Origin of the sequence: Polynucleobacter sp. 80A-SIGWE (genome assembly GCF_018882295.1) — a bacterium.
In the GTDB taxonomy this organism is placed as follows: Bacteria; Pseudomonadota; Gammaproteobacteria; order Burkholderiales; family Burkholderiaceae; genus Polynucleobacter.
On record NZ_JACVOR010000001.1, the window covers coordinates 365,634 to 390,154 of the forward strand.

The window sequence follows — 24,521 nt, forward strand, 5'->3', positions numbered from 1 at the left end:
ATGAATAAAGACGAATCCAGACAAAGACGCGCTAGGCAGACTCGTATTCGCATTGCCGAAGCATTGGCAAATCGCTTAACAGTTATCCGTAGCAACTCACACATTTCTGCACAGGTATACAGCCCATGTGGAACCAAAGTTGTAGCAGCTGCTTCAACAATGGAAAAAGATTTGCGCCAAGCGATCAAAAACGGCGGCAACGCTGATGCGGCTAAACAAATCGGCAAATTAGTTGCTGAGCGTGCTGTTAAAGCAGGCGTTAGTGATGTTGCTTTTGATCGTTCCGGTCATCGTTACCACGGCCGTATTAAGGCCTTAGCTGAAGCTGCGCGTGAAGCCGGCCTGAAGTTCTAATAGGGTTTAGGAAAAAACATGGCAAAAATGCAAAACAAGATGCAAAACGAAGAGCGTGATGACGGTCTTCGCGAGAAGATGATTGCTGTTAATCGTGTAACTAAAGTGGTTAAGGGTGGTCGTATTCTCGGCTTCGCTGCACTCACTGTAGTTGGCGATGGCGATGGTCGTATCGGCATGGGCAAAGGCAAATCAAAAGAAGTTCCAGTTGCTGTTCAAAAGGCAATGGACGAAGCACGTCGCAAGATGATCAAAGTTTCCTTACGTAAAGGTACTTTGCAACACACTGTGATTGGTAAGCATGGCGCGTCACGCGTGATGATTTCTCCAGCTAAAGACGGTACTGGCGTTATCGCTGGTGGCCCAATGCGCGCAATTTTCGATGTAATGGGTGTAACTAACGTTGTTGCTAAGTCACTTGGCTCAACAAACCCTTACAACATGGTTCGTGCAACGATTGATGGCTTGAGCAAGATGAGCACTCCTTCTGAAATTGCTGCCAAGCGCGGTAAGTCAGTTGAAGAGATTCTCGGCTAAGACCAAAAGATTAGGAATCTATAAATGACAACATCTAACTCCAAAGTCAAACTGCAATTAGTACGCAGCTTGATCGGCACACGCGAAAGCCACCGTGCAACTGTTCGTGGTTTAGGCCTCGGACGCATCAATTCTGTTTCAGAATTGGAAGACACTCCAGCTGTTCGCGGAATGATTAATAAAGTTTCTTATCTAGTTAAAGTCATTGGCTAATAACTAGCAAGTAAATAGGCGAAGAATATGCAACTCAATACACTCAAACCCGCAGAGGGATCCAAGAAAAATCGTCGTCGCGTAGGTCGCGGCATCGGTTCAGGTCTTGGTAAAACTGCAGGCCGCGGTCACAAAGGTCAAAAATCACGTTCCGGCGGATTCCACAAGGTTGGATTCGAGGGCGGTCAGATGCCTATGTATCGTCGTTTGCCAAAACGCGGTTTCGTGTCTTTGACACGTCGTCACGTTGGTCAAATCACTTTGAATGATTTAGCAAAAATCAACTTGCCAGAAGTGGACTTGTTGGTTTTGAGAGCTCACGGTTTTGCTGGCGAGCAAATCAATGCAGTCAAAGTAATTAAGACTGGCGAACTGTCAATTGCTGTGACCCTCAAAGGTATTACAGCAACTGCAGGTGCAAAAGCGGCTATTGAAGCAGCTGGCGGCAAATTGGTTGACTTGGTTTAATTAGTTTTTAGTAAACGATGGCACTCGCTCCTACCAACACAGCAAATATTGCTCAATCAGGAAACAAGTTTGGCGAATTACGCCAACGCTTGATATTCCTAGTTTTGGCATTGCTCGTGTTCCGTTTGGGCGCACACATTCCTGTTCCAGGTATTGACCCTGACCAATTGGCTCAATTGTTCTCCGGTCAAAAAGATGGCATCTTGGGAATGTTCAATCTGTTCTCAGGTGGTGCTTTATCGCGCTTTACAGTTTTTGCTTTAGGAATCATGCCGTACATCTCTGCATCGATCATCATGCAGTTAATGACGATTGTTGTTCCTTCTTTGGAGTCTTTGAAAAAAGAAGGTCAAGCAGGACAGCGCAAAATTACTCAGTACACCCGTTACGGTACTGTGTTCTTGGCAACATTCCAGGCATTAGGCATCTCAGTAGCACTGCAGGCTCAACCAGGTTTGGTTATTAATCCTGGCTTGATGTTTGAACTCAACACAGTAGTTACTTTAGTTACTGGCACGATGTTCCTGATGTGGCTCGGCGAGCAGATCACTGAGCGCGGTCTCGGCAACGGTATCTCTATTATTATTTTCGGCGGCATTGTTTCTGGCTTGCCAACTGCAATCGGTAGCTTGCTTGAATTAGTTCGTACCGGTTCCATGAATATCCTATCCGCATTACTCATCGTGGTGATTTGTATTGCAGTGACTTATTTTGTTGTATTTGTAGAGCGTGGTCAGCGCCGTATTTTGGTCAACTACGCTAAACGTCAAGTTGGTAACAAGGTATATGGCGGTCAGTCTTCATACTTCCCATTGAAGTTGAACATGGCTGGTGTTATCCCTCCAATTTTTGCTTCATCTATTATTTTGTTCCCTGCAACGATTGCTGGCTGGTTTACATCAGGCGAGCCTACCAATATGTTCAGCAGAGTTATTAAAGACTTGGCAGCAACATTAGCCCCAGGCCAACCTGTTTACACAATTTTGTATGCAGCAGCAATTATTTTCTTCTGCTTCTTCTACACAGCTTTAGTTTTCAATAGCCGTGAAACAGCAGATAACTTGAAGAAGAGCGGTGCCTTTGTTCCGGGTATTCGTCCTGGTGATCAGACCGGTCGTTATATCGACAAGATCTTAGTTCGTTTGACATTGGCTGGTGCAATTTATATGGTTTTGGTTTGCTTGTTACCAGAATTCTTAGTGTTGAAGTACAACGTGCCATTCTATTTTGGCGGTACTTCATTGTTGATTATTGTCGTTGTTGCAATGGATTTCATGGCTCAAGTTCAGTCATTCGTAATGCAACAACAATATGGTTCTTTGATGAAAAAAGCTAACTTTAAGATGGGCGCTTAACTGAATGTCTAAAGACGATGTAATTCAGATGGCGGGAGAAATTATTGAGAATTTGCCGAACGCAATGTTTCGCGTGAAGCTAGAGAACGGACATGTGGTTCTGGGGCACATTTCTGGAAAGATGAGGATGCATTACATCCGCATTCTGCCAGGAGATAAGGTGACGGTGGAGATGACTCCTTACGACCTTACGCGCGCAAGAATCATTTTCCGAGCGAAGTAAAGATTAAGTAGTACATATTTTTTTAGAGGTGAGTTATGAAAGTTTTGGCATCCGTTAAGTGTATTTGCAGAAATTGCAAGATCATTAAGCGCAAACGCGTTGTGCGCGTGATCTGTTCTTCAGACGCACGTCATAAGCAGCGTCAAGGCTGATCTGGTTAATTAAGAGGAAATCTCATGGCACGTATCGCTGGGGTAAATATCCCAAATCATCAACATACTGTTATCGGTTTAACAGCAATTTTTGGCATCGGCACAACACGTGCTCGCAAAATTTGTGAAACCACGGGTGTTGCTATCGACAAAAAAGTTAAAGATCTTACTGACGGTGACTTGGAAAAGTTGCGTGATGAAGTAGGTAAGTTCATCACTGAAGGTGACCTTCGTCGTGAAGTAACGATGAGCATCAAGCGTTTGATGGACTTAGGCTGCTATCGTGGCGTTCGTCATCGTAAGGGCTTGCCTGTACGTGGTCAACGTACTAAGACTAACGCGCGTACCCGCAAGGGCCCACGTAAGTCTGGTGTGCAACTCAAGAAATAATCAAGAAAGTTTATTGACATGGCAAAACAACAATCCGCTTCTGCAGCTTCACAGCGCGCACGCAAGAAGGTTAAAAAGAACGTTGCTGACGGTATTGCACACGTTCACGCTTCTTTTAATAACACCATCATTACGATCACTGATCGCCAAGGTAATGCGCTTTCATGGGCAACATCTGGTGGCCAGGGCTTCAAGGGCTCACGTAAATCAACACCTTTTGCTGCTCAGGTAGCTGCTGAAGTTGCTGGTAAGACAGCTATTGAATGCGGTATCAAGAATTTGGAAGTTCAGATCAAAGGCCCAGGCCCAGGTCGTGAATCAGCAGTTCGTGCATTGAACTCATTGGGCATCAAAATCACTGAGATTCAAGACGTAACTCCAGTTCCACACAATGGTTGCCGTCCTCCTAAGCGTCGTCGTATCTAAGCTTGGAAGTTGGCAGTACAACAGTTTTAGTAGTTTTTTATTAAAGCCCACTGTTCGCCTGATTTAAAAGGCGAACTCACCGCCGGTCGTAAGACTGCGGCAAAGAAAGGAAAGCATCGTGGCACGTTACTTAGGGCCTAAGGCCAAATTAGCACGTCGGGAAGGTACCGACTTATTTTTAAAGAGCGCACGTCGCGCCCTGTCAGACAAGTGCAAGTTAGATACTAAGCCTGGTCAACATGGTCGTACATCTGGCTCAAGAACATCTGATTACGGTAATCAATTGCGTGAAAAGCAAAAGGTTAAGCGTATCTATGGCGTATTAGAGCGTCAATTCCGTCGTTACTTCGCAGAAGCTGAACGTCGTAAGGGCAACACTGGTGAAACATTGCTTCAGTTGCTTGAGTCACGATTAGATAACGTGGTTTATCGCATGGGCTTTGGTTCTACTCGTGCTGAAGCGCGTCAGTTGGTTTCTCATTGCGCAATTTTGCTCAATGGTAGCCCAGTAAACATTCCATCAATTCAGGTTAAGCCTGGTGATGTAGTGGCAATTCGTGAAAAAGCGAAGAAGCAAGCGCGTATTACAGAATCACTCAATTTGGTTGGACAAATGGCAGTTGTTACTTGGGTTTCAGTTGACGCAGCCAAGCTCGAGGGAACGTTTAAGCAAGTGCCTGACCGTGAAGATATTAGCGGTGAAATTAATGAAAGTTTGATCGTCGAATTGTATTCACGCTAATTAGGCACTCTCAAGGAAAAAATATGCAAACAAATTTGCTCAAGCCAAAAATTATTTCTGTTGAAGCGCTTACCGCCAACCAAGCTAAGGTTGTTATGGAGCCGTTCGAGCGTGGCTATGGCCACACACTCGGCAATGCATTACGTCGTGTTTTGTTGTCCTCGATGGTTGGTTATGCGCCAACTGAAGTAGCAATTGCTGGTGTTGTTCATGAATACTCCACATTAGATGGCGTTCAAGAGGATGTAGTTAACCTTTTGTTGAACCTCAAAGGTATCGTATTTAAGTTGCAGTCACGTGACGAAGTTACTATCAATTTGCGTAAAGAAGGTCCGGGCGTTGTTACTGCAAAAGATATCGACTTGCCACATGACGTAGAAATCATTAACCCTGATCACGTTATCGCTCATTTGTCAGCTGGTGGCAAATTGGATATGCAGATCAAGGTTGAAAAAGGCCGTGGCTATGTACCAGGCAATATGCGTCAATACCATGACGAAGCTACCAAGATCATTGGTCGCATCGTATTGGATGCCTCATTTAGCCCAGTAAGCCGTGTTAGTTACGCTGTTGAGTCTGCTCGTGTTGAGCAACGTACCGACCTTGATCGTCTCGTAATGACAATCGAAACAAACGGTGTGTTGTCTCCTGAAGAGGCGATTCGTCAAGCAGCTACCATTTTGGTTGATCAGTTAGTTGTATTCGCAGCCCTCGAAAGCAGCGAAGTTTCTGGTGATCTCGCACCAAGCCGCTCTTCAATGGTTGATCCAATGTTGATGCGTCCGGTTGATGATCTCGAACTCACAGTGCGCTCTGCAAACTGCTTGAAGGCTGAGAACATTTACTACATCGGTGACTTGATTCAACGTACAGAGAATGAATTGTTGAAGACGCCTAATTTAGGTCGTAAGTCTTTGAATGAAATCAAAGATGTATTGGCGGCTCGTGGCTTAAGTCTTGGCATGAAACTCGAAAGCTGGCCTCCAGCTAACCTCGAGAAATAATTAGAAAGGAAGCATCATGCGTCACGGAAACGGCTTACGCAAACTAAACAGAACATCATCACATCGCTTGGCGATGCTGCGCAACATGTCCAATTCTCTTTTGGAACACGAAGTGATTAAAACCACTTTGCCAAAAGCAAAAGAATTGCGCATGGTTGTTGAGCCTTTAATTACCTTGGGTAAAAAAGATAACTTAGCAAACCGTCGCTTAGCATTCAATCGCACACGCGATCGCGATATCGTGACCAAACTCTTCACAGAGCTCGGCCCACGTTACGCAACTCGTCCAGGTGGCTACCTTCGTATTTTGAAGTTTGGCTTCCGTCATGGTGATAATGCACCTATGGCTTTGGTTGAGTTAGTTGATCGCCCAGAAGTTGAAGAAACAGCAGTAGCTGAAGAGGCTTAAGCCCTTTAGCAAGATTAAAAGCCAGGCTTCGGTCTGGCTTTTTTCATTTATACGGTTATAAATACACCATGACCAAAGACCAATCAGCCGAACTATTGATTATTACCACCAGTTTTGAATCCCTTGAAGATGCAAAGAAAATGGCGCATCAGTTGCTTGAAGCTCATCTGGCTGCCTGCGTGCAAATTCAGGACGGCGTGCATTCCATCTACCGATGGGAAGGCAAGATTTGCGAGGCAAATGAAGTTATGTTGTCAGCAAAAACAGTTGCAGATAAATGGGTGGATGTTTCTAATTTCATCAAAAGTCATCACCCTTATGATTTGCCAGAGGTGATTGCCTACGTGCCTGAAAAATATGAAGTGCTATATGGCAAGTGGGTGCAGGCCGAGGTAAAGTGAGTCACATGAGATTGATTAATAAATTCATCCCGGTTCTAGCGGCATTCTTATTCTTTGTTGCTAATGCTTTTGCAGCCCCAGAATTTCTTCCTCCTGAGAAAGCCTTTCAGGCTGAAGCAACGTGGGCGGTAAATACGAATGACATCGAGTTGGAGATTTTTCCGGCTAAGGGTTATTACATCTATCAAGAATCCCTGCATTTCAAAATGGGTTCCCAGCCCAGTAAATTAGGACTTGTAAGGGCATCACTCCCTTCTGGGATTGAAAAATATGACGAGACTTTTCAGAAGAAAATGCAGGTGTATAAGCAGGCATTTCTGCTCACGCTAGATAAAAAAGCGGAAGCCGGAAAGCCTCTATATCTAGAGTTGGAATTACAAGGCTGCGCTGAAGCGGGAATTTGTTATCCACCAATGACTCTCAAGTTCCTGCTCGCGGGCCCTGGTGTAAAGGCCGGGCCGATACCAGAATTATTGGATGGGGTAGAAGCAGGTAATTCACCAAAAAAAGAATTGAGTCTAATAGATGTATGGCGTGAGCGTGATGACGTTAATGCCATTAGTCGCTTTTTAGAAAGCACCCCCACTGGATATCTTTTCCTTGCTTTCTTTATTCTAGGCCTAGCTCTGGCATTCACCCCCTGTGTTTTACCGATGCTACCGATTCTCTCGAGCGTGGTATTTGGAACACAGGGCAAGAAATCGATTAGCAAAAGCCGGGCAAGCCTCTTGGCTGTGGCTTATGTGCTTGGTATGGCTTGCGTCTACGCCTTGGCTGGAGTCTTGATGGCTGCCTTAGGAGGAAGCGTCCAACGAGCTCTACAGAGCCCTATAGCGCTGATTTCGTTTGCTTTGCTGCTATTGGCCTTATCGGGAAGTCTATTTGGCCTATATGAGCTCAGAATGCCCCAGTCTTGGCAGCAAAAGGTGGATCAATTAGCAGGGCGCCACAAAGGAGGCAGTTTTGCGGGTGCCTTTGCTCTGGGTGGAATTTCTACATTAGTTGCTAGCCCATGTATTACCGCACCTTTAGCTGGAGTACTCGCTTTCATTGCCCAAACGGGCTCAATGAGTTTGGGGGCAGGCCTCCTCTTTGTAATGGCTTTGGGTATGGGCTTGCCACTACTCTTTATTGCTATTGAAGCGCGAATCCTCATTCCATCAACTGGTATTTGGATGGTTTGGTTGCAAAGAACATTGGGTGTTTTATTGGTTGCTACTGCGGCATGGATCGCTTCACCGCTATTCCAGAATAGCAGCAGCGGCGCAACGACAACAGTTGCCAATGGCCAACGCCAACATCAGATTGGAAATGCAAGTTTTGCTGTGATTGAGTCTAGCGCGCAGTTAGATCAATTCTTGGCTCAAGCAAAAGAACAAAAGAAATTAGTGCTCTTAGATTTTTATGCAGATTGGTGCATTTCTTGCAAGGAGATGGAAGTTAATACTTTCGCAAATCCTGAAGTGAATCAAGAGCTGCAGAAATTTGTTTTACTGCAAGCTAATGTTACAAAGAATAGTCCTGAGAATCAAACTCTATTGAAGCGCTTTGGATTATTTGGCCCGCCCGGAATTTTGATCTTTGATCTTAATTCAGAAGAATTAAAAGATCAGCGTGTAATTGGATATATGCCACCACAACGCTTTACCGAGCGCTTGAAAAAAGCACTAGGAAATTAAATTAATTGAGACTGAATAAGTTTTTACTTATTCAGTCTTCGCTAGTGAAGTTATTTACTTGCCTTGATAAGGCGCGCAGCCTCGAGCGCGAAGTAAGTCAAGATGCCATCAGCGCCAGCACGTTTAAATGCTAGTAAAGATTCCATCATCACAGCGTCGTGATCTAGCCAACCATTTTGCGCGGCAGCTTTGAGCATGGCGTACTCGCCACTTACCTGATAGGCATAAGTCGGGTAATTAAATTCATCACGGACTCTGCGTACGATATCGAGGTAAGGCATGCCAGGTTTGACCATCACCATATCAGCACCTTCACTGATATCGAGAGCAACCTCCCGCAAAGCCTCATCAGTATTGGCACAATCCATTTGATAAGTTTTCTTATCAGCTTTACCTAAATTTTTTGCTGAACCTACTGCATCACGAAATGGACCATAAAAAGCTGATGCGTATTTGGCTGAGTAAGCCATGATGCGAGTGTGAATAAGTTTCTTCTGCTCTAGCGCTTCACGAATTTTTCCGATACGACCATCCATCATGTCTGATGGCGCAACAATATCAACACCAGCTTCCGCTTGAGCAATAGCTTGTTGTACCAAGATTGCTGTGGTTTCATCATTCAGAATACGACCTTGCTCATCTAAGACGCCGTCTTGACCATGGCTTGTATAAGGGTCAAGTGCGACATCCGTCATGATGCCCAAATTAGGAAAGCGTTTCTTGAGTTCACGCACTGCAGTCGGAATTAATCCATTGGGATTAAAAGCTTCTTTGCCATCAGGTGTTTTCAGGGATGCATCAATCACCGGAAATAGTGCAATGACAGGAATGCCTAATGAAACACATTCTTCAGCAACGCCAAACAATAAATCGAGTGATACGCGATTAACTCCGGGCATAGAAGCAACGGCTTGAGATTGGTTGTTACCCTCAAGCAAGAAGACTGGATAGATTAGATCGCTTGAGCTGAGATGATTTTCTTGCATTAGGCGACGCGACCAATCATCGCGACGCATGCGACGTGGGCGGTGAGCCGGAAAGTTCAACAAAGAGTTAGCTTGTGATTTCATCTTCTTGAGTCTCTGCTTCAAATAACCATTTAATAACAATATTGTCGGCCTCTTCAAGACCAATGCGCTTGGTGCTTGAGAATAATTGTGCCGTAAGTTTCTTAGATTCACCATTGCCATCAGGCAGTGCTGGATCATATTGTTGCAACTGTTTACGCACAGCTTCTAAAGCATGCTTGCACTCACTTTTATTGAGCTTGTCGCACTTGCTGAGCAAAATATGGATTGGTTTGCCGGTTGGCACAAACCATTGAATCATTTGTTCATCCAGATCGGTGATGCCGCGTCTAGAGTCCACAATCAGGACCATGCCTACCAGTTGCTCCCGCTCCTGCAGGTAATCGCTTAGAAGGGCATTCCAGTGGTATTTGGTCTCATGATTGACAGCTGCATAGCCATATCCCGGTAAATCCACTAAATAGGCTAAAAGATCATCTTTTGCAAAAAGACCAAAATAGTTAATGTGCTGGGTGCGCCCTGGCGTTTTACTGGCAAAAGCGAGGCGTTTTTGGTTACAAAGTACGTTAATTGCACTAGATTTGCCCGCATTTGAGCGCCCAGCAAAGGCCACCTCTCGGAGTGGAGTGGCAGGCAGGCAATGGGTGTCATTGACTGTGGTCGCAAATCGGGCTTGAAAGAGTTTAGACATGTCCAGAAGCTATTGTAAAATCACGCAAAATCATGAAATATCTCATGGTGTTGGGTAAAAGGTTGTAAAAGTAGGGCCCAAACACTTTTAGGAATTTTTGCCAAGGTAAACATAATGCGTCAAACCTCTCAAATCTCCAAATTAACTAGCGTAAGCGCTAGCCTAGCCGCTGGCTTATTACTGGCAATGACCAGCTACTCCGGCATGGTTAGCGCCGCAGATCCTGCGCCTGCTGCTGCCCCGATGGCGGAAGCTGCTGCTAAGCCAGTTGTTCCAGGCAAGCCTAAAGTCGATCCTGCTGCAGGTGAAGCGCTTTACTCTAATGGCGATGCTAGCCGTGGCGTTACTGCCTGCTTGACTTGCCATGGCCCTAAAGGTCAAAGCGCAACCGCTACTTGGCCTAAGTTGTCTGCTCAGCATGCAGCATACACAGCTAAGCAGTTAAAGAACTTCAAAGATGGCACTCGTGCTAATCCCGTCATGATGGGAATGGCCGCTACCTTAACTGAGCAAGATATGAATAATATTGCCGCTTACTTGGTAACTCAGCCAGTTTCACAAGGCGTTGCTCAAAATAAAGACACTATTGCATTAGGTCAAAGCATCTACCGTGGCGGTATCGCTGCTAAAGGTGTTCCAGCATGTGCAGCATGTCATGGCCCAACTGGTGCTGGCATCCCATCACAGTACCCACGCATGGGCGGTCAGTGGGCTGAGTACAACACAGCACAGTTACTAGCCTTCCGCGAAGGTACTCGTAAAAATAGCACTCAGATGACAACGATCGCGACTAAGCTTTCTGATCAAGAAATGAAGGCTGTTGCTGATTACATGGCTGGCTTGCATTAATAGCTAGTTTCAGTAGAAAACAAAAACCCCGCTACTTCAGCGGGGTTTTTTATTGCCTAGAAATTTACCAAGCTAAATGCGTTATTAATTAAATTTAGTTTGGCAGGGTAGTTTCACTGGCAAAGAGATCGGCAATATTTTCACGCGCACGAATGACATATGCATTTTTACCGTCAACCATAATCTCAGCAGGTTTTGGTCTGGTGTTGTAATTGGATGCCATTACAAAACCATAAGCACCGGCAGACAGAATAGCCAGCAGATCACCTTCTTCAACTGCAAGCTTGCGATCTCTTCCGAGCCAGTCACCAGATTCACATACAGGCCCAACGATGTCATAAGTAGAGCTTGCAACTTGTTTAGTTTGGACTGGAACGATGCCGTGATAAGCCTCATAGAGGGCTGGACGCATTAACTCTGTCATTGCTGCATCCACAATACAAAAGTTTTTCTCGGCACCAGGCTTGAGATATTCCACTTGAGTCAGCAGCACGCCAGCATTGCCCACCAAGGATCTACCGGGCTCTAAGACGATATCGAGATGCGCAAAGCCACGCTCAGCAACGCGATTGAGCAAGGTGTTCGTGAACTCGGTAATGTCAGGTGGGTTGTCATCGCCATACGAAATACCAAGACCTCCACCTAAATCAAGATGATGAATCTCAATACCTTCTTTTTTCAATTGAGCAACTAGCTCGAGTACCTTATCAAGGGCATCAAGGTAGGGTGCAGTTGTGGTGATTTGTGAGCCAATATGGCAATCAATACCAACCACATCAATTTGTGAAAGCAATGCGGCTTCACGATATGTCTTTAAAACCTCGTGATAGGCGATGCCAAATTTATTCCCTTTTAATCCAGTAGAAATATAAGGATGCGTTTGTGCATCCACATCGGGATTCACGCGCAAAGAAATTGGGGCGCGGCAATTGAGTTTTGTAGCAACGCGATTAATTTGGTGTAGCTCGGCAATCGATTCCACATTGATGCATTTAACACCTGCTTGCAATGCTTGAGCGATTTCATGGGCGGACTTACCAACACCCGCAAATACCAAACTTTTTGGATCTGCACCAACTGCTAGTGCACGAGCTAATTCACCACCGCTGACTAAGTCAAAGCCAGAGCCTAATTTTTTAAAGCAATCAATCACAGCTAAGTTGCTATTCGCTTTCATTGCATAGTGGACGCGAGCGCGTCGCTTACCAGAGGAGTCTACACAAGCTTTGTCATAGGCTTGATAAGCCTCGGTTAACGCTTTTTTGCTATAGACATATAAAGGCGTGCCAAACTCTTTTGCCAAATCTGACAGAGGAATTTCTTCTGCATACCAATTGCCATTGCGTTCTGTAAATCCAGCTAGGTCAGGGAGTGGAATTGCTTTACTTGTCATTGCTTGGCCGGTGATGGGTTAGTTGCAGCGGGGCTTTGGGGTGGATAGAGTTTGCCTTTGGGTTCTGGCTCAGAAGGAGGGCTAGGCGCCGGCGGCACATTTGGCAAATATAATGGCCCTCTTACCCCACACCCAACAAGGGATATTAGAAGGCTAATGCCAAGAGTTCTTTTAAGAATCGCTATCATGAATGTCTCTAAAACGAATGATTGAATATAGCATGCAGGACTCTAATATGAAGCCAGGCAATTTGACTGTGGAAACCATTGACGATAAGCAATTCCATCAGTTGGGTAGCAATTTATTGCAGTCGATAGAGGTGGCCCTAGAGGCTGCAGACGATGCGCTGGATTTAGACCTCGATGTAGAGCGCCAGGGCGGGAACGTGATCAATATTCGATTTAGGGATCGCAGCGTAATTGTGGTCAATACACAGCCACCTTTACATGAAATCTGGGTAGCGGCTAAATCTGGCGGTTATCACTATCGCTGGGCCGGAACTTTGGCTACGCCCCTATGGTTAGATACCAAAACAGGGCGCGAGCTTCTCACTGATTTATCTGAATTTGCTAGTGCTCAAGCTGGTCAGGCAATCACTATTAGCCTGCTTCAGAAATAAGCAAGCTAGAAAATTAAACTGCCCCAGTTGCTGTTAGGGTCTCGATAACCTGGGCATCGGGAACACTCTTAATTTGCGCTTTGCCAATCTTTTCTAAAACGACGTAACGGATTTGACCGCCTTCAGTCTTTTTGTCTACCTGCATTAATTCCATATAACGCTGGGCGCCAAACTTGGGAGGCGCAATCGGCAGATTCATAGACTGAATAATTTGAGTTAAGCGATTGACCTCATCTTGGGTGATGAAGTTCAGGCGTCGCGAGAGATCTGCGCCCATGACCATGCCGCAGCCCACAGCCTCACCGTGTAACCACTCGCCATAACCCATGCCAGCCTCAATCGCGTGACCAAAGGTATGTCCAAAATTAAGAGTGGCACGGATCCCGCCTTCTCTCTCATCTGCTGAAACAACGGCCGATTTAATTTCGCAAGAGCGTAATACTGCATGCGCCATTGCTGCGGTATCGCACGCTAGTAATGCTTTTGCATTTGCCTCTATCCAGCTCAAAAATTCAGCGTCTGCAATTGCACCATGCTTAACTACTTCAGCTAAGCCTGCAGAGAGTTCGCGTGCAGGCAATGTCTTCAGGGTATTGAGGTCGGCAATGACCGCTGCTGGCTGATGAAACGCCCCAATCATATTTTTTCCGAGTGGGTGGTTAATGCCTGTCTTGCCACCGACAGAGGAGTCCACCTGAGCCAGTAAGGTTGTCGGCACTTGAATGAAGCGGATGCCGCGCATAAAGCTGGCAGCAGCAAAGCCGGTCATGTCACCAATAACACCACCACCTAAAGCTACCAACATGGTTTGGCGATCAGCGCCAAATTTAAGGAGGTCATCAAAAATCAATTGAAGATTTTTCCAGTCCTTATAAGACTCTCCATCAGGCAGCACAATCGTTTGGACGGGCTTACCGAGTTTCTCTAAAGTTTTGGTGAGACGCTCTGCATATAAAGGCGCAACTGTCGTATTGGTAACGATATAAATCGATGTCGCTTTTTCGCAAGCGTTAAATAATTCTGGCTGATCTATTAAATCCGTACCGATATGAATGGGGTAGCTACGATTGCCTAGATCAACTTCTAATGTTTTCATGGATAAATTTATGCGGAGAGTTCGAGTTGCATGATGAGAGTGTTGACTAGTTGATTGACGCTGGGCTTCCCAGTCTCAATTACATAGTCGGCGATTTCGCGATACAGAGGATCACGAATGGCGTATAAGTTTTCCAAAATCTTTTTTGCATCGCCATTTTTAAGAAGCGGCCTACCTTCACCACCTTTAGTGCGATGCCAAAGCTCCATCGGATTTGCGTGGAGATAAATTACCGTTCCTCTTTCGCTGAGGAATTGGCGATTCTCAGGCAGGAGTACGGCGCCACCACCTGTTGCCAAAATGACATCATGTTCGGCGGTGATGTCCTTGATAGCTTGAGCCTCACGTTTGCGAAATCCATCCTCACCTTCCATTTCAAAGATGACGGGAATTTTGACTCCACAACGATCTTCAATCACATGGTCGGCATCCAAAAATCGACGACCCAATTTCTTAGCCAGCAATTTACCGACGGTCGACTTCCCGGCGCCCATAAGGCCAATCAGAAAGATATTGTTGGATGAAGAGTTCACCCTCCGATTTTATTAGTGTTTGTCCAGCACGGTGGGGGTTAAGAAGACTAATAGTTCGGTTTTATCTGCTAATTTGGATTTGTGGCGAAATAAATGCCCAATCAAGGGAATGTCGCCGAGAAGTGGAACCTTGATTTCATCATCTCGTTCGGTGGTTTGAAAGATGCCCCCAATAATGGCTGTGCCCCCATTTTCAACAGTGACCTCAGAGCTGAGGTTTTTGGTGTCGATGGCATAGCCCTGCTCGGTTTTCATGCCAATAGTGTCTTTATTGATCCCCACCAGCATCGAGATCTTCCCGTCAGGATGAATCTTGGGTAAGACCTCTAGGCGTAAATTGGCTTTGCGGAACTGTAATTTGCTCCCGCTTTGAGAGCTCACTTGATAAGGGAGCTCAGTTCCCTGCTCAATTGTGGCTTTAACTTGATCGCCAGTCATGATTCGGGGATTGGAGAGAATCTTGCCCTGACCATCAGATTCGAGGGCTGAAAGCTCTATCTGCAATAGTCTGGCTGCATTCTTGGAAACTAGAGTTGCAGCCAGGGTGGCTGGGTTAAAGCCGGCCAAACCAGTCCCTCCTAGATCAAGATTGGCGCTGGCATTTTGGTCTGGCTGATTGCCAATGCCATTGGCCTGGTATCCCAACTTCATTCCTAGTTCGCGGGCAAAGCGCTGATCGGCCTCGACGATGCGAGCCTCAATCAGGATCTGGCGAGGGCTATTAATGTGATCGCCCCCAAAAGGCAGAGCGGCATCCTCCCGTCGAAACTTTTGAAAACTCTGAATTTCGGCATGAGGACCAATCCAGTAAATATCCCCATTTCGGACAAGCCTTAATCCCCGACTAGCAAGAATGGAATGGAGGGCAGTTTGCCAAGGGGTGTCCTTAAGATCGACCGAGATCTTGCCCTGAATAGATTCGCTTAGAAGGAAGTTGGTATTCCCCATTTTTGCCAAAACCTGCAAAAGCTCAGTCATTTCAATTTGGCTAAATTGCAGGCTAATGCGACTATCTTTGAGGGTGGTTGAAGAGCTTCCTTCTGGAGCATTTCCTGAGGCTGGGTTGATCAAAAAAAGCACTACTGAGGCGAGTAGGGCGGCATGAGATTTTTGTAAGATCTTCAATAAAGTTACTCTGATTGGGTTGACTTAAAAGTGATGGATTTGCCTTTGGGGTGGGTCAAGATAGCCAGCTCTTTTTCAGCTTGGGTCAGGCGCCATTCGCCCAAAGTTAGATCCTGTTTGATCACCATCCTTGTGGACTTGCCGGTATGAAAAAAAGCTTGCTCCGCCGCCCCCATACGGGTGATACCTAAATACCTCCAGCGACGAAGATCAGCTTCGTACGGAATGACTACTGACTTGTTTCGAGGTGCCTGTATTGGCGCTTTTATCTCTAATGAGTGAATACTCACTTCCATATCTTCTATTGCCTGATATAGATCATCCCTCTCAAGTTCCCATTCGCCTTGAGATAACTCAAAGTCTTCTTTGAGGGCTAATAGCTGATTCTGTAGGTTACTTATTTCCCCTTCGGCACCAGATTTATTGCGGTCAAAATAGAAGAAGAGGCTGCCCCCGCAGATTAATAAGAGGGCGCCAAGGATCCAAATCGGGCCAAAATTAAGCCTATTTAGCTCAAGGGATTTGGTCAGAATAGAGGGCTTTAGAGTCTTTGTTTGAGGTGCAAAATCTTCCCTGGGAGGAGAGGATGATTTCCGAATTCCGTGGGGATCTGGAATTGCAGGGTCATCCCCTAACTCACTCAGAATGTCATCAAAAGACTGGGGGGAAATGTGGCGTGGAGGCATGCCATATTGTTTGCCCCGGGGATAGTAAAAACGATCAGGGAAAGCAGAATTGGGCGTCAGAAAAATCCAACCCAAAATCTTTCAAACAAGGGTTTTGGAGCTTTCGGGAAAATTGCGTAAGCACCCTATAATTTGAATCTATGGCTCTACCCCCAAAAGACAAGCCGCCCTTAAATCGGCGGTTTAACCGACAGCCTGATAGACGTCCTGGTCAGCCGAGAGCGGAGCATGCCTCATCCAGAAAATCAGGAAGCAATCCCCTGATTAAGGCACTGCTAATTCTCAGCATGGTCTTTGCAGTGGTGATTACGTTGCTGTTGGGATATGCCTTCTTAATAGCAAAGCCAAATTTGCCGAAGATCTCGGCACTGGTTGATTACAACCCTAAAACACCATTACGCATCTATACGGCTGATAAGGTTCTGATCGGTGAGTTTGGGGAGGAGCGCCGTAAGGTGATTCCTTTGAATGAAATCCCCATGAGTATGCGTAATGCCGTCTTGGCTATTGAAGATGATCGCTTTTACTCCCACGGTGGGGTGGACTACGTTGGTATTCTTAGGGCGGCGCTCACCAATTTACGTGGCAACCTTTCTCAAGGCGCCTCAACCATCACGATGCAGGTGGCTCGGAACTTCTTCCTAAGTAATGAAAAGACCTTTAGCCGCAAGATTTACGAAGTTCTCCTGTCTTGGGAAATTGAGTCTCAATTAAGTAAAGACAAGATTCTTGAGATTTATATGAATCAGATCTTTTTGGGCCAAAGGGCTTATGGATTCTCTAGTGCAGCCCAAATCTATTTCGGTAAAGAATTAAAAGACATCACGATTGCGGAGTCGGCGATGTTAGCTGGTTTGCCAAAAGCACCATCTGCATATAACCCGGTAAGTAACTTCCGTCGTGCCAAGATTCGCCAGGAATACATTTTGCAGCGGATGCGTGATTTGTCGTACATCACTCCCGAGCAGTATCAAGTTGCTATGGCAGAGGAGTTGCATATTCGTGGTCTTGGAAATGAATTTAGTACCCGCGCTGATTTTGCTTCTGAGATGGTGCGTCAACTACTGTTTACGCAATACGGTGAAGCAATTTATTCCCAGGGTATCGATGTCTACACCACGATCTTGAAGGCGGATCAAGATGCGGCATATAAGGCAGTGCGTCGCGGTATTTTTGAATATGACTTACGTCACGCTTACCGTGGTCCAGAAGGATTTATTGATTTGCCAGAAGATCACGTCAAGCGTCAGCGCGCGATTGATGAGGCCTTATTGGCATACCCCCAGCTAGATGATTTGCAGTCAGGTGTTGTGCTCGATGTCAGGCCAAAAGAAATGCAAGTGATGATTTCAACAGGGGATACGATCACACTAAAAGGCGAGGGCATGAAGCTTGCTGCCGCTTCTTTAACGGATAGCACTCAACCCAAAAAGCGTTTGCGTCCTGGAGCCATCATTAGATTACTTTCGGATGGTGGCGTTTGGAAGTTAGCGCAATTACCGCAAGTTGAAGCAGCCTTTGTCTCTATGAATGCCGAGACGGGCGCGATACTTTCCTTGGTAGGTGGTTTTGATTTCCGTCGCAATCAATTTAACCACGTCACTCAGGCTCAGCGCCAACCAGGATCTTCATTTAAACCATTTATTTATGCTGCTGGAATTGAAAAAGGTTTCTCTCCAAGCACGATGGTGAACGATGCGCCGCTATCTATTGGCAGTATGGAAACTGGTAGCCAAGCTTGGGAGCCAAAGAACTACGATGGCAAATATGAAGGCATGATGCGCTTGCGTACTGCTTTAGCTAAATCGAAGAACTTGGTATCTGTGCGACTCATTCGCGCCATCGGTCCATCCTATGCACAAGAATATATTCAGCGCTTTGGTTTTGAGAAGGAGAAGCATCCGCCTTACTTAACTATGGCTTTGGGTGCGGGCTCTGTAACTCCGCTGCAAATGGCTTCTGCTTACAGCGTGTTTGCTAACGGCGGCTATCGTGTAGATCCATTCTTAATTAATAAGATGATAGATTCAAAAGGAACAGTTTTATTTGAAGCCAAGCCTACCCATGCTCGAGAAGATGCACCTCGCGTATTAGACGCAAGAACTGCATTTGTGATGGATAGTATGTTGCAAGAGGTTACCAAGACTGGAACCGCGGGAAGTGCGAGAGCGAAATTGGGTCGCAGTGATGTCGCGGGTAAAACAGGTACAACCAATGATTCTCATGATGCTTGGTTTGCGGGATACAACCCGAAGGTAGTAGCTATTGCCTGGATTGGATTTGACAAGCCAGCTAGCTTAGGTGATCGTGAGACTGGTGGCGGTCTTGCTTTGCCAATGTGGATTTCTTATATGAGTACTGCGCTGAAGGATGAGCCACAACAAGGTCGTGAAGTACCTGCAGGCGTCACCCAAGTTGATGGCGATTGGTTTATCCCGGAGTTTTCTAATAACGGTGGTGTGCGCGAACTGCAGTAGTTCGTTTTAGCAATGGCAAGGCAAGCGCGCACCATTATTCCCGGCCAAGCAATGCATGTCATGGTTCGCGGCAATAATCGAGAAGTTCTTTTTTTTAACGATGCGGACCGCCGTATTTATTTAGATTGGTTGCGAGAAGCTGCAAAGCAATTTGGGAGTGCAGTCCACGCTTTTGCTTTGATGCCCAATCATGTTCATCTCTTGATGACTCCCCAAAACGCAGATTCGCTTGCTAAGACGATGCAATCTCTAGGCAGGCGTTATGCCCAGTATTTCAACCAACAGCACCATCGCTCAGGAACTATTTGGGAGGGCCGCTATCGCTCCTCACTAATAGACCCAGACTATTTTTTACGCTGCCAACGCTATATTGAGTTAAATCCTGTGAGGGCTGGTTTTGAATCTAGCCCCCAAGATTCGACCTGGACCAGTTTTGCTTCCCACATTGGCGGCAATGCAGAGCCTTGGCTGGTTGATCACCAGCACTTTTGGAAATTGGGTAATACCCCTTTTGAAAGACAAATGACTTGGGCGGCATTTGTGAAGGAAGGCGCCCCACATTGGGAGGATCGTCAAATTACTGAGGCATTAGTGAGATCTAAACCTTGGGTAAGCGACATTTACGCTAAAAAGCTATTTAAAGATAACCCCGATCAAACCTTAATTCGATATCGTGGCCGTCCTAAGAAATTAATATCAATTAATTCAACAACTTAGATAATTCTCTAAGGATTGGGTGGTTAACTGTTTGGCCATGAAGTGACGACTCTGTCCCTTTTATGTCAATTCATTTTGGTGCTGACCCAATTTAAATGGGACAGACTCATTTTATTTCTATTGCATCAGCATGGGTATTCACCTATATTTGATCCTCCAAAAGTAATCAGGCCCCAAGGGCACACGGAAATACCATGACTAGACAAATGAATACAGACCTTCGTCCAATCGCACAGGGTCTCTACGATCCACAAAATGAGCACGATGCTTGTGGCGTTGGATTCGTCGCTCACATCAAGGGCAAGAAGTCACATGAGATTGTTGCTCAAGGATTGAAAATTCTTGAGAACTTAGACCACCGGGGCGCAGTTGGTGCTGACCCATTGATGGGTGATGGTGCTGGAATTTTGATTCAGGTTCCCGATACTTTGTATCGCGAAGAAATGGCTAAGCAAGGTATCGAATTGCCACCATTCGGTGAGTACGGCGTCGGCATGATTTTCTTGCCTAAGGAGCATGCCTCTCGTTTGGCTTGCGAGCAAGAGTTAGAGCGCACTGTTCGTCTAGAAGGTCAGGTTGTATTGGGTTGGAGAGATGTACCCATTGATGTGAAATTGCCAATGTCTCCAACTGTACAAATGACAGAGCCATTTATCCGTCAAATTTTTATTGGACGTGGCCGCGACATCATGACGACTGATGCGCTTGAGCGTAAGTTATATGTGATTCGTAAAACTGCAAGTCATGCAATTCAAGATTTACATTTAAAGCATGGCAAAGAATATTTTGTTGCATCAATGTCCGCTCGCACCATTGTTTACAAGGGTTTGCTGTTAGCCAACCAAGTGGGCGCGTATTACAAAGATTTGCAAGATCCACGTACTGTATCTGCATTGGCATTAGTGCATCAACGCTTCTCAACAAATACTTTCCCAGCATGGGAATTGGCTCACCCATATCGCATGATTGCGCACAATGGTGAGATCAACACTGTTAAAGGTAACGTCAATTGGGTGAATGCACGCGAAGGTGCTATCAGCTCTCCAGTGTTGGGCGATGATCTTAAAAAATTATGGCCACTGATTTATCCAGGTCAATCTGACACAGCTTGTTTTGATAACTGCTTAGAGTTGTTGGTGATGTCCGGTTATCCATTGGCACAAGCCATGATGATGATGATTCCAGAAGCGTGGGAACAACATGCATTGATGGATGAAAACCGCCGTGCATTCTACGAATACCATGCAGCAATGATGGAGCCATGGGATGGCCCTGCTGCGATGGCATTTACAGATGGCCGCCAGATTGGCGCCACCCTTGACCGTAATGGTTTGCGTCCAGCGCGCTACTACGTAACTGATGATGACTTGGTCATCATGGGTTCAGAAGCTGGCGTATTGCCAATTCCAGAAAGCAAGATTGTTCAAAAATGGCGCTTGCAACCAGGCAAGATGTTCATGATTGATATGGAGCAGGGCCGCATTATTGATGACGTTGAATTAAAAGATGCTGTCTCTAAAGCGAAGCCATATAAGAGCTGGATCGATGCAGTGCGCGTGAAGCTCGATGAAGTTGATGCAAGCAAAGATGACTTAGTGGATGAAAAAACCACGATTCGTCCAGCAGCTAAATTATTGGATCGCCAGCAGGCTTTTGGTTACACCCAAGAAGATATTAAGTACCTCATGGCGCCAATGGCCATGAATGGCGAAGAGGCAATTGGATCAATGGGTAACGATAGCCCATTAGCCGTGCTCTCCAATAAGAACAAGCCACTCTATAACTACTTCAAACAATTGTTTGCGCAGGTGACCAATCCTCCGATTGACTCTATCCGCGAAAACATGGTGATGTCTTTAGTGTCTTTCATTGGACCTAAGCCGAATTTGTTGGATACCAACAATATCAACCCACCAATGCGCTTGGAAGTAAGTCAGCCGATTTTAGATTTTGACGACATGACTAAGATTCGTCACATTGGTCATTACACCAATGGCAAGTTCCGCTCATATGAGTTGGATATTTGCTACCCAGCTTCTTGGGGCAAAGCAGGTATCGAAGCTCGCTTGGCATCTTTGTGTGCCGAAGCGGCTGATGCAGTCCGCTCTGGTTACAACATCTTGATCGTGAGCGATCGTCAGGTTGATGAGCAGCATGTGGCAATCCCTGCGTTGTTGGCAACTTCAGCGATTCATCAGCACTTAGTAGAAAAAGGTTTGCGTACTAGCGTTGGCCTCGTTGTTGAAACTGGCAGCGCGCGTGAGACACATCACTTCGCACTCCTGGCTGGATATGGCGCTGAAGCAGTTCATCCGTACTTAGCAATGGAAACTTTGGCTGAAATGGCTAAAGGTCTATCTGGCGATTTGTCAGCAGAAAAAGCTGTAAAGAATTTTGTCAAAGCGGTTGGTAAGGGCTTGCAAAAAGTGATGTCCAAAATGGGTATCTCTACTTACATGTCTTACACCGGCTCACAGATTTTTGAAGCGATTGGTTTAAATAAAGACGTTATTGACCATTACTTCAAAGGCACTCCATCTAATGTGGGCGGTATTGGTGTATTCGAAGTGGCTGAAGAAGCATTGCGTATGCATCAGTCTGCTTTTGGTAATGATCCAGTTCTCACTAATATGCTTGAAGCTGGTGGTGAGTATGCTTTCCGTATTCGTGGTGAGAACCATATGTGGACTCCAGATACGATTGCGAAGTTGCAGCACTCCACTCGTATTGGTATCGATAAGGGCTATCAAACCTATAAAGAGTACGCCAACATCATCAATGACCAAACTAAGCGTCAGATGACATTGCGCGGCTTGTTTGAGTTCAAGATTGATCCAGCAAAAGCGATTCCATTGGATGAAGTCGAATCCGCAAAAGAAATCGTCAAACGTTTTGCAACGGGCGCGATGTCTTTAGGTTCGATCTCTACTGAAGCGCATGCTACTTTGGCAATTGCCATGAACCGTATTGGCGGCAAGTCCAATACTGGTGAAGGTGGTGAAGATCCAAATCGTTATGTGAATGAGCTCAAAGGCATTCCTATTAAGAAGGGTGAGACCTTAGCCAGCATTTTGGGTGATGATGTTGTTGAAGCAAACATTCCTTTGCTTGATGGCGATTCATTGCGCTCCAGAATTAAGCAGGTTGCTTCAGGTCGTTTTGGTGTAACTACTGAATACCTCCGCTCTGCTGATCAGATTCAGATCAAGATGGCTCAAGGTGCTAAGCCGGGTGAAGGCGGTCAGTTGCCAGGCGGCAAAGTGTCCGATTACATCGGTAAGCTACGTTTCTCTGTGCCAGGCGTTGGTTTAATTTCTCCTCCTCCGCACCACGATATTTACTCCATTGAAGATATTGCCCAGTTAATTCATGATCTGAAGAACGTGAACCCAGCTGCTGATGTATCTGTGAAGTTGGTTTCTGAAGTCGGTGTTGGCACGATTGCTGCCGGTGTTGCCAAAGCGAAAGCGGATCACGTCGTGATCGCTGGACATGACGGCGGTACCGGCGCATCACCACTATCTTCTATTAAGCATGCTGGTTCCCCATGGGAATTGGGCTTGGCTGAAACTCAACAAACATTAGTACTCAATGGTTTGCGTAGCCGTATTCGCGTGCAAGCCGACGGTCAAATGAAAACTGGTCGTGACGTCGTGATCGGCGCCTTATTGGGCGCGGACGAGTTTGGTTTTGCAACAGCACCATTGGTTGTTGAGGGTTGCATCATGATGCGTAAGTGTCATTTGAATACCTGCCCAGTTGGCGTTGCAACACAAGATCCAGAATTGCGTAAAAAGTTTTCTGGTAAACCAGAGCACGTTGTGAACTTCTTCTTCTTTATTGCGGAAGAAGTGCGCGAGATCATGGCTCAACTTGGTATTCGTAAGTTTGATGATTTGATCGGACGCGTTGACTTCTTGGATACCCGCAAAGGTATTGAGAATTGGAAAGTGCATGGCTTGGATTTCAGTAAGATTTTTGCTGAGCCGAATGTTGGTCAAGATGTGCCTCGCTACCAGGTTTTGACACAAGAGCATGGTTTGGGCAGTGCGCTCGACAATGTTCTGATCGAGAAGAGTGAGCCTGCGCTACAACGTGGCGAAAAAGTTTCTTTCATCGTTCCAGTGAAGAACGTGAACCGTACTGTTGGCGCAATGCTCTCCGGAGAAATTGCTCAACGTTATGGCCATGCCGGCTTGCCTGATGACACCATCCACATTCAATTGAACGGCACTGCTGGTCAAAGTTTCGCAGCCTTCTTGGCGCGCGGCATCACCTTGGACTTGGTTGGTGACGGTAATGACTACGTTGGTAAGGGCTTATCTGGTGGGCGTGTGATTGTGCGTGCGCCTCATGAGTTCCGTGGAGATACAGCCAAGAACATCATTGTTGGTAACACTGTTCTCTACGGTGCAATCGGCGGCGAAGCATTCTTCAACGGCGTTGCTGGTGAGCGTTTTGCAGTTCGTAACTCTGGCGCCACAACAGTAGTTGAAGGTACCGGTGATCACGGTTGTGAATACATGACTGGCGGTACTGTGGTTGTGTTGGGTGCAACTGGCCGTAACTTTGCGGCAGGTATGAGCGGCGGAATTGCTTATGTTTACGACGAAGATGGCCTCTTTGAGAAGCGTTGCAATACCAGCATGGCGACTTTGGAAAAAGTATTGCCATCTGCTGAACAGATTGCCAAGATGCCTCAGTCACAGTGGCATGCCCCTGTTGATGTGAAGGACGGTGGCGAGCGTATGACCGATGAGCAAATTCTGAAGGGCTTGATCGAGCGTCATTTCCGCCACACCGGTTCAGAGCGTGCAAAAGCACTCCTGGCCGATTGGGAAAATGCCCGCGGTCGTTTTGTGAAAGTGCTGCCTACTGAGTACAAGCGTGCTCTAGGTGAGTTGTGGGAAAAAGCGCAAAACAAAACTGTTGCAGCTTAATCAATATAGATATT

General features: G+C 46.1%; 27 protein-coding genes. 19 read left to right on the top strand and 8 right to left on the bottom strand.

Annotated elements, in window-relative coordinates; genetic code table 11:
- The 14 genes from rplR to dsbD all read left to right on the top strand — a co-directional run bounded on the left by rplR (position 1) and on the right by dsbD (position 8,353).
- Positions 1–354, top strand: a complete 354-nt coding sequence (gene rplR / locus ICN25_RS01945) for a 50S ribosomal protein L18 (protein WP_216178759.1) — start codon at positions 1–3, stop codon at positions 352–354.
- An 18-nt stretch (positions 355–372) separates the two neighbouring features.
- Positions 373–891: a 30S ribosomal protein S5 gene (gene rpsE, locus ICN25_RS01950; protein WP_100379470.1), complete on the top strand. Its 519-nt coding sequence runs from the start codon at positions 373–375 to the stop codon at positions 889–891.
- A gap of 24 nt (positions 892–915) precedes the next feature.
- On the top strand, positions 916–1,104 hold the full coding sequence (gene rpmD, locus ICN25_RS01955; RefSeq protein ID WP_015420249.1) for a 50S ribosomal protein L30: 189 nt from the start codon (positions 916–918) through the stop codon (positions 1,102–1,104).
- Positions 1,105–1,131: 27 nt separating this feature from the next.
- Complete coding sequence (gene rplO, locus ICN25_RS01960; RefSeq protein ID WP_015420250.1) at positions 1,132–1,572, top strand: 50S ribosomal protein L15; 441 nt, start codon at positions 1,132–1,134, stop codon at positions 1,570–1,572.
- Positions 1,573–1,589: 17 nt separating this feature from the next.
- Positions 1,590–2,927: a preprotein translocase subunit SecY gene (secY, locus tag ICN25_RS01965; protein ID WP_216178760.1), complete on the top strand. Its 1,338-nt coding sequence runs from the start codon at positions 1,590–1,592 to the stop codon at positions 2,925–2,927.
- Positions 2,928–2,931: 4 nt separating this feature from the next.
- A complete protein-coding gene (infA, locus tag ICN25_RS01970) occupies positions 2,932–3,150 on the top strand; it encodes a translation initiation factor IF-1 (protein WP_015420252.1) in 219 nt (72 codons plus the stop codon).
- 35 nt (positions 3,151–3,185) lie between these two features.
- Positions 3,186–3,302 carry a 50S ribosomal protein L36 gene (gene rpmJ / locus ICN25_RS01975; RefSeq protein WP_012357167.1) on the top strand — a complete coding sequence of 39 codons (117 nt, stop codon included), beginning with the start codon at positions 3,186–3,188 and terminating at the stop codon, positions 3,300–3,302.
- A 24-nt stretch (positions 3,303–3,326) separates the two neighbouring features.
- Entirely contained in the window at positions 3,327–3,692 is a 366-nt protein-coding gene (gene rpsM / locus ICN25_RS01980; protein ID WP_015420253.1) for a 30S ribosomal protein S13, read from the top strand.
- Positions 3,693–3,710: 18 nt separating this feature from the next.
- On the top strand, positions 3,711–4,118 hold the full coding sequence (rpsK, locus tag ICN25_RS01985) for a 30S ribosomal protein S11 (protein ID WP_015420254.1): 408 nt from the start codon (positions 3,711–3,713) through the stop codon (positions 4,116–4,118).
- Between the two features lie 118 nt (positions 4,119–4,236).
- On the top strand, positions 4,237–4,860 hold the full coding sequence (gene rpsD, locus ICN25_RS01990; RefSeq protein ID WP_216178761.1) for a 30S ribosomal protein S4: 624 nt from the start codon (positions 4,237–4,239) through the stop codon (positions 4,858–4,860).
- A 23-nt stretch (positions 4,861–4,883) separates the two neighbouring features.
- Positions 4,884–5,864, top strand: coding sequence for a DNA-directed RNA polymerase subunit alpha (gene rpoA / locus ICN25_RS01995; RefSeq protein ID WP_015420255.1), 981 nt, complete (start codon positions 4,884–4,886; stop codon positions 5,862–5,864).
- A gap of 16 nt (positions 5,865–5,880) precedes the next feature.
- Positions 5,881–6,273: a 50S ribosomal protein L17 gene (gene rplQ, locus ICN25_RS02000; protein WP_015420256.1), complete on the top strand. Its 393-nt coding sequence runs from the start codon at positions 5,881–5,883 to the stop codon at positions 6,271–6,273.
- 68 nt (positions 6,274–6,341) lie between these two features.
- Complete coding sequence (cutA, locus tag ICN25_RS02005; RefSeq protein ID WP_216178762.1) at positions 6,342–6,674, top strand: divalent-cation tolerance protein CutA; 333 nt, start codon at positions 6,342–6,344, stop codon at positions 6,672–6,674.
- A 5-nt stretch (positions 6,675–6,679) separates the two neighbouring features.
- Positions 6,680–8,353: a protein-disulfide reductase DsbD gene (gene dsbD, locus ICN25_RS02010; protein ID WP_216178763.1), complete on the top strand. Its 1,674-nt coding sequence runs from the start codon at positions 6,680–6,682 to the stop codon at positions 8,351–8,353.
- Between the two features lie 50 nt (positions 8,354–8,403).
- Here dsbD and hemB read toward each other — a convergent pair whose 3' ends face one another.
- Both hemB and yihA read right to left on the bottom strand, forming a co-directional pair.
- A complete protein-coding gene (hemB, locus tag ICN25_RS02015; protein WP_255536639.1) occupies positions 8,404–9,423 on the bottom strand; it encodes a porphobilinogen synthase in 1,020 nt (339 codons plus the stop codon).
- Positions 9,407–10,072 (bottom strand): ribosome biogenesis GTP-binding protein YihA/YsxC, encoded by a 666-nt coding sequence (yihA, locus tag ICN25_RS02020; RefSeq protein ID WP_215376446.1) that lies wholly within the window; start codon positions 10,070–10,072, stop codon positions 9,407–9,409. The genes hemB and yihA overlap by 17 nt, the downstream gene beginning before the upstream one ends.
- Before the next feature lie 114 nt (positions 10,073–10,186).
- On the opposite strand from yihA, the gene ICN25_RS02025 reads away from it, so the two are divergent.
- Positions 10,187–10,921, top strand: a complete 735-nt coding sequence (locus tag ICN25_RS02025; RefSeq protein ID WP_216178764.1) for a cytochrome c — start codon at positions 10,187–10,189, stop codon at positions 10,919–10,921.
- 94 nt (positions 10,922–11,015) lie between these two features.
- On the opposite strand, the gene lysA is transcribed toward ICN25_RS02025, so the two are convergent.
- Positions 11,016–12,314, bottom strand: coding sequence for a diaminopimelate decarboxylase (lysA, locus tag ICN25_RS02030; RefSeq protein WP_216178765.1), 1,299 nt, complete (start codon positions 12,312–12,314; stop codon positions 11,016–11,018).
- Complete coding sequence (locus ICN25_RS10015; RefSeq protein ID WP_216178766.1) at positions 12,311–12,502, bottom strand: lipoprotein; 192 nt, start codon at positions 12,500–12,502, stop codon at positions 12,311–12,313. Before ICN25_RS10015 ends, lysA begins: the two co-directional genes overlap by 4 nt.
- Positions 12,503–12,549: 47 nt before the next feature.
- Between ICN25_RS10015 and cyaY the strand changes: the two genes are divergently transcribed.
- The gene (cyaY, locus tag ICN25_RS02040) at positions 12,550–12,933 is read left to right on the top strand and encodes an iron donor protein CyaY (RefSeq protein WP_216178767.1); all 384 of its coding nucleotides are present in this window, start codon (positions 12,550–12,552) and stop codon (positions 12,931–12,933) included.
- A 13-nt stretch (positions 12,934–12,946) separates the two neighbouring features.
- Here cyaY and aroB read toward each other — a convergent pair whose 3' ends face one another.
- From aroB to ICN25_RS02060, 4 genes are read right to left on the bottom strand one after another with little or no spacing between them, the layout of a single operon-like run.
- Positions 12,947–14,029 carry a 3-dehydroquinate synthase gene (gene aroB / locus ICN25_RS02045; protein ID WP_216178768.1) on the bottom strand — a complete coding sequence of 361 codons (1,083 nt, stop codon included), beginning with the start codon at positions 14,027–14,029 and terminating at the stop codon, positions 12,947–12,949.
- An 8-nt stretch (positions 14,030–14,037) separates the two neighbouring features.
- A complete protein-coding gene (locus ICN25_RS02050) occupies positions 14,038–14,562 on the bottom strand; it encodes a shikimate kinase (RefSeq protein WP_215302357.1) in 525 nt (174 codons plus the stop codon).
- Between the two features lie 12 nt (positions 14,563–14,574).
- Positions 14,575–15,687, bottom strand: coding sequence for a secretin and TonB N-terminal domain-containing protein (locus ICN25_RS02055; RefSeq protein ID WP_255536640.1), 1,113 nt, complete (start codon positions 15,685–15,687; stop codon positions 14,575–14,577).
- A gap of 5 nt (positions 15,688–15,692) precedes the next feature.
- Complete coding sequence (locus ICN25_RS02060; protein ID WP_216178769.1) at positions 15,693–16,373, bottom strand: hypothetical protein; 681 nt, start codon at positions 16,371–16,373, stop codon at positions 15,693–15,695.
- 140 nt (positions 16,374–16,513) lie between these two features.
- Here ICN25_RS02060 and ICN25_RS02065 point away from each other — a divergent pair, with 140 nt between their 5' ends.
- The 3 genes from ICN25_RS02065 (at position 16,514) to ICN25_RS02075 (ending at position 24,507) form a co-directional block, all read left to right on the top strand.
- On the top strand, positions 16,514–18,850 hold the full coding sequence (locus tag ICN25_RS02065) for a penicillin-binding protein 1A (protein ID WP_216178770.1): 2,337 nt from the start codon (positions 16,514–16,516) through the stop codon (positions 18,848–18,850).
- 12 nt (positions 18,851–18,862) lie between these two features.
- Positions 18,863–19,567 (top strand): transposase, encoded by a 705-nt coding sequence (locus tag ICN25_RS02070; RefSeq protein ID WP_216178771.1) that lies wholly within the window; start codon positions 18,863–18,865, stop codon positions 19,565–19,567.
- A 194-nt stretch (positions 19,568–19,761) separates the two neighbouring features.
- On the top strand, positions 19,762–24,507 hold the full coding sequence (locus tag ICN25_RS02075) for a glutamate synthase-related protein (RefSeq protein WP_216178772.1): 4,746 nt from the start codon (positions 19,762–19,764) through the stop codon (positions 24,505–24,507).
- The last annotated feature ends 14 nt before the right edge of the window (positions 24,508–24,521 follow it).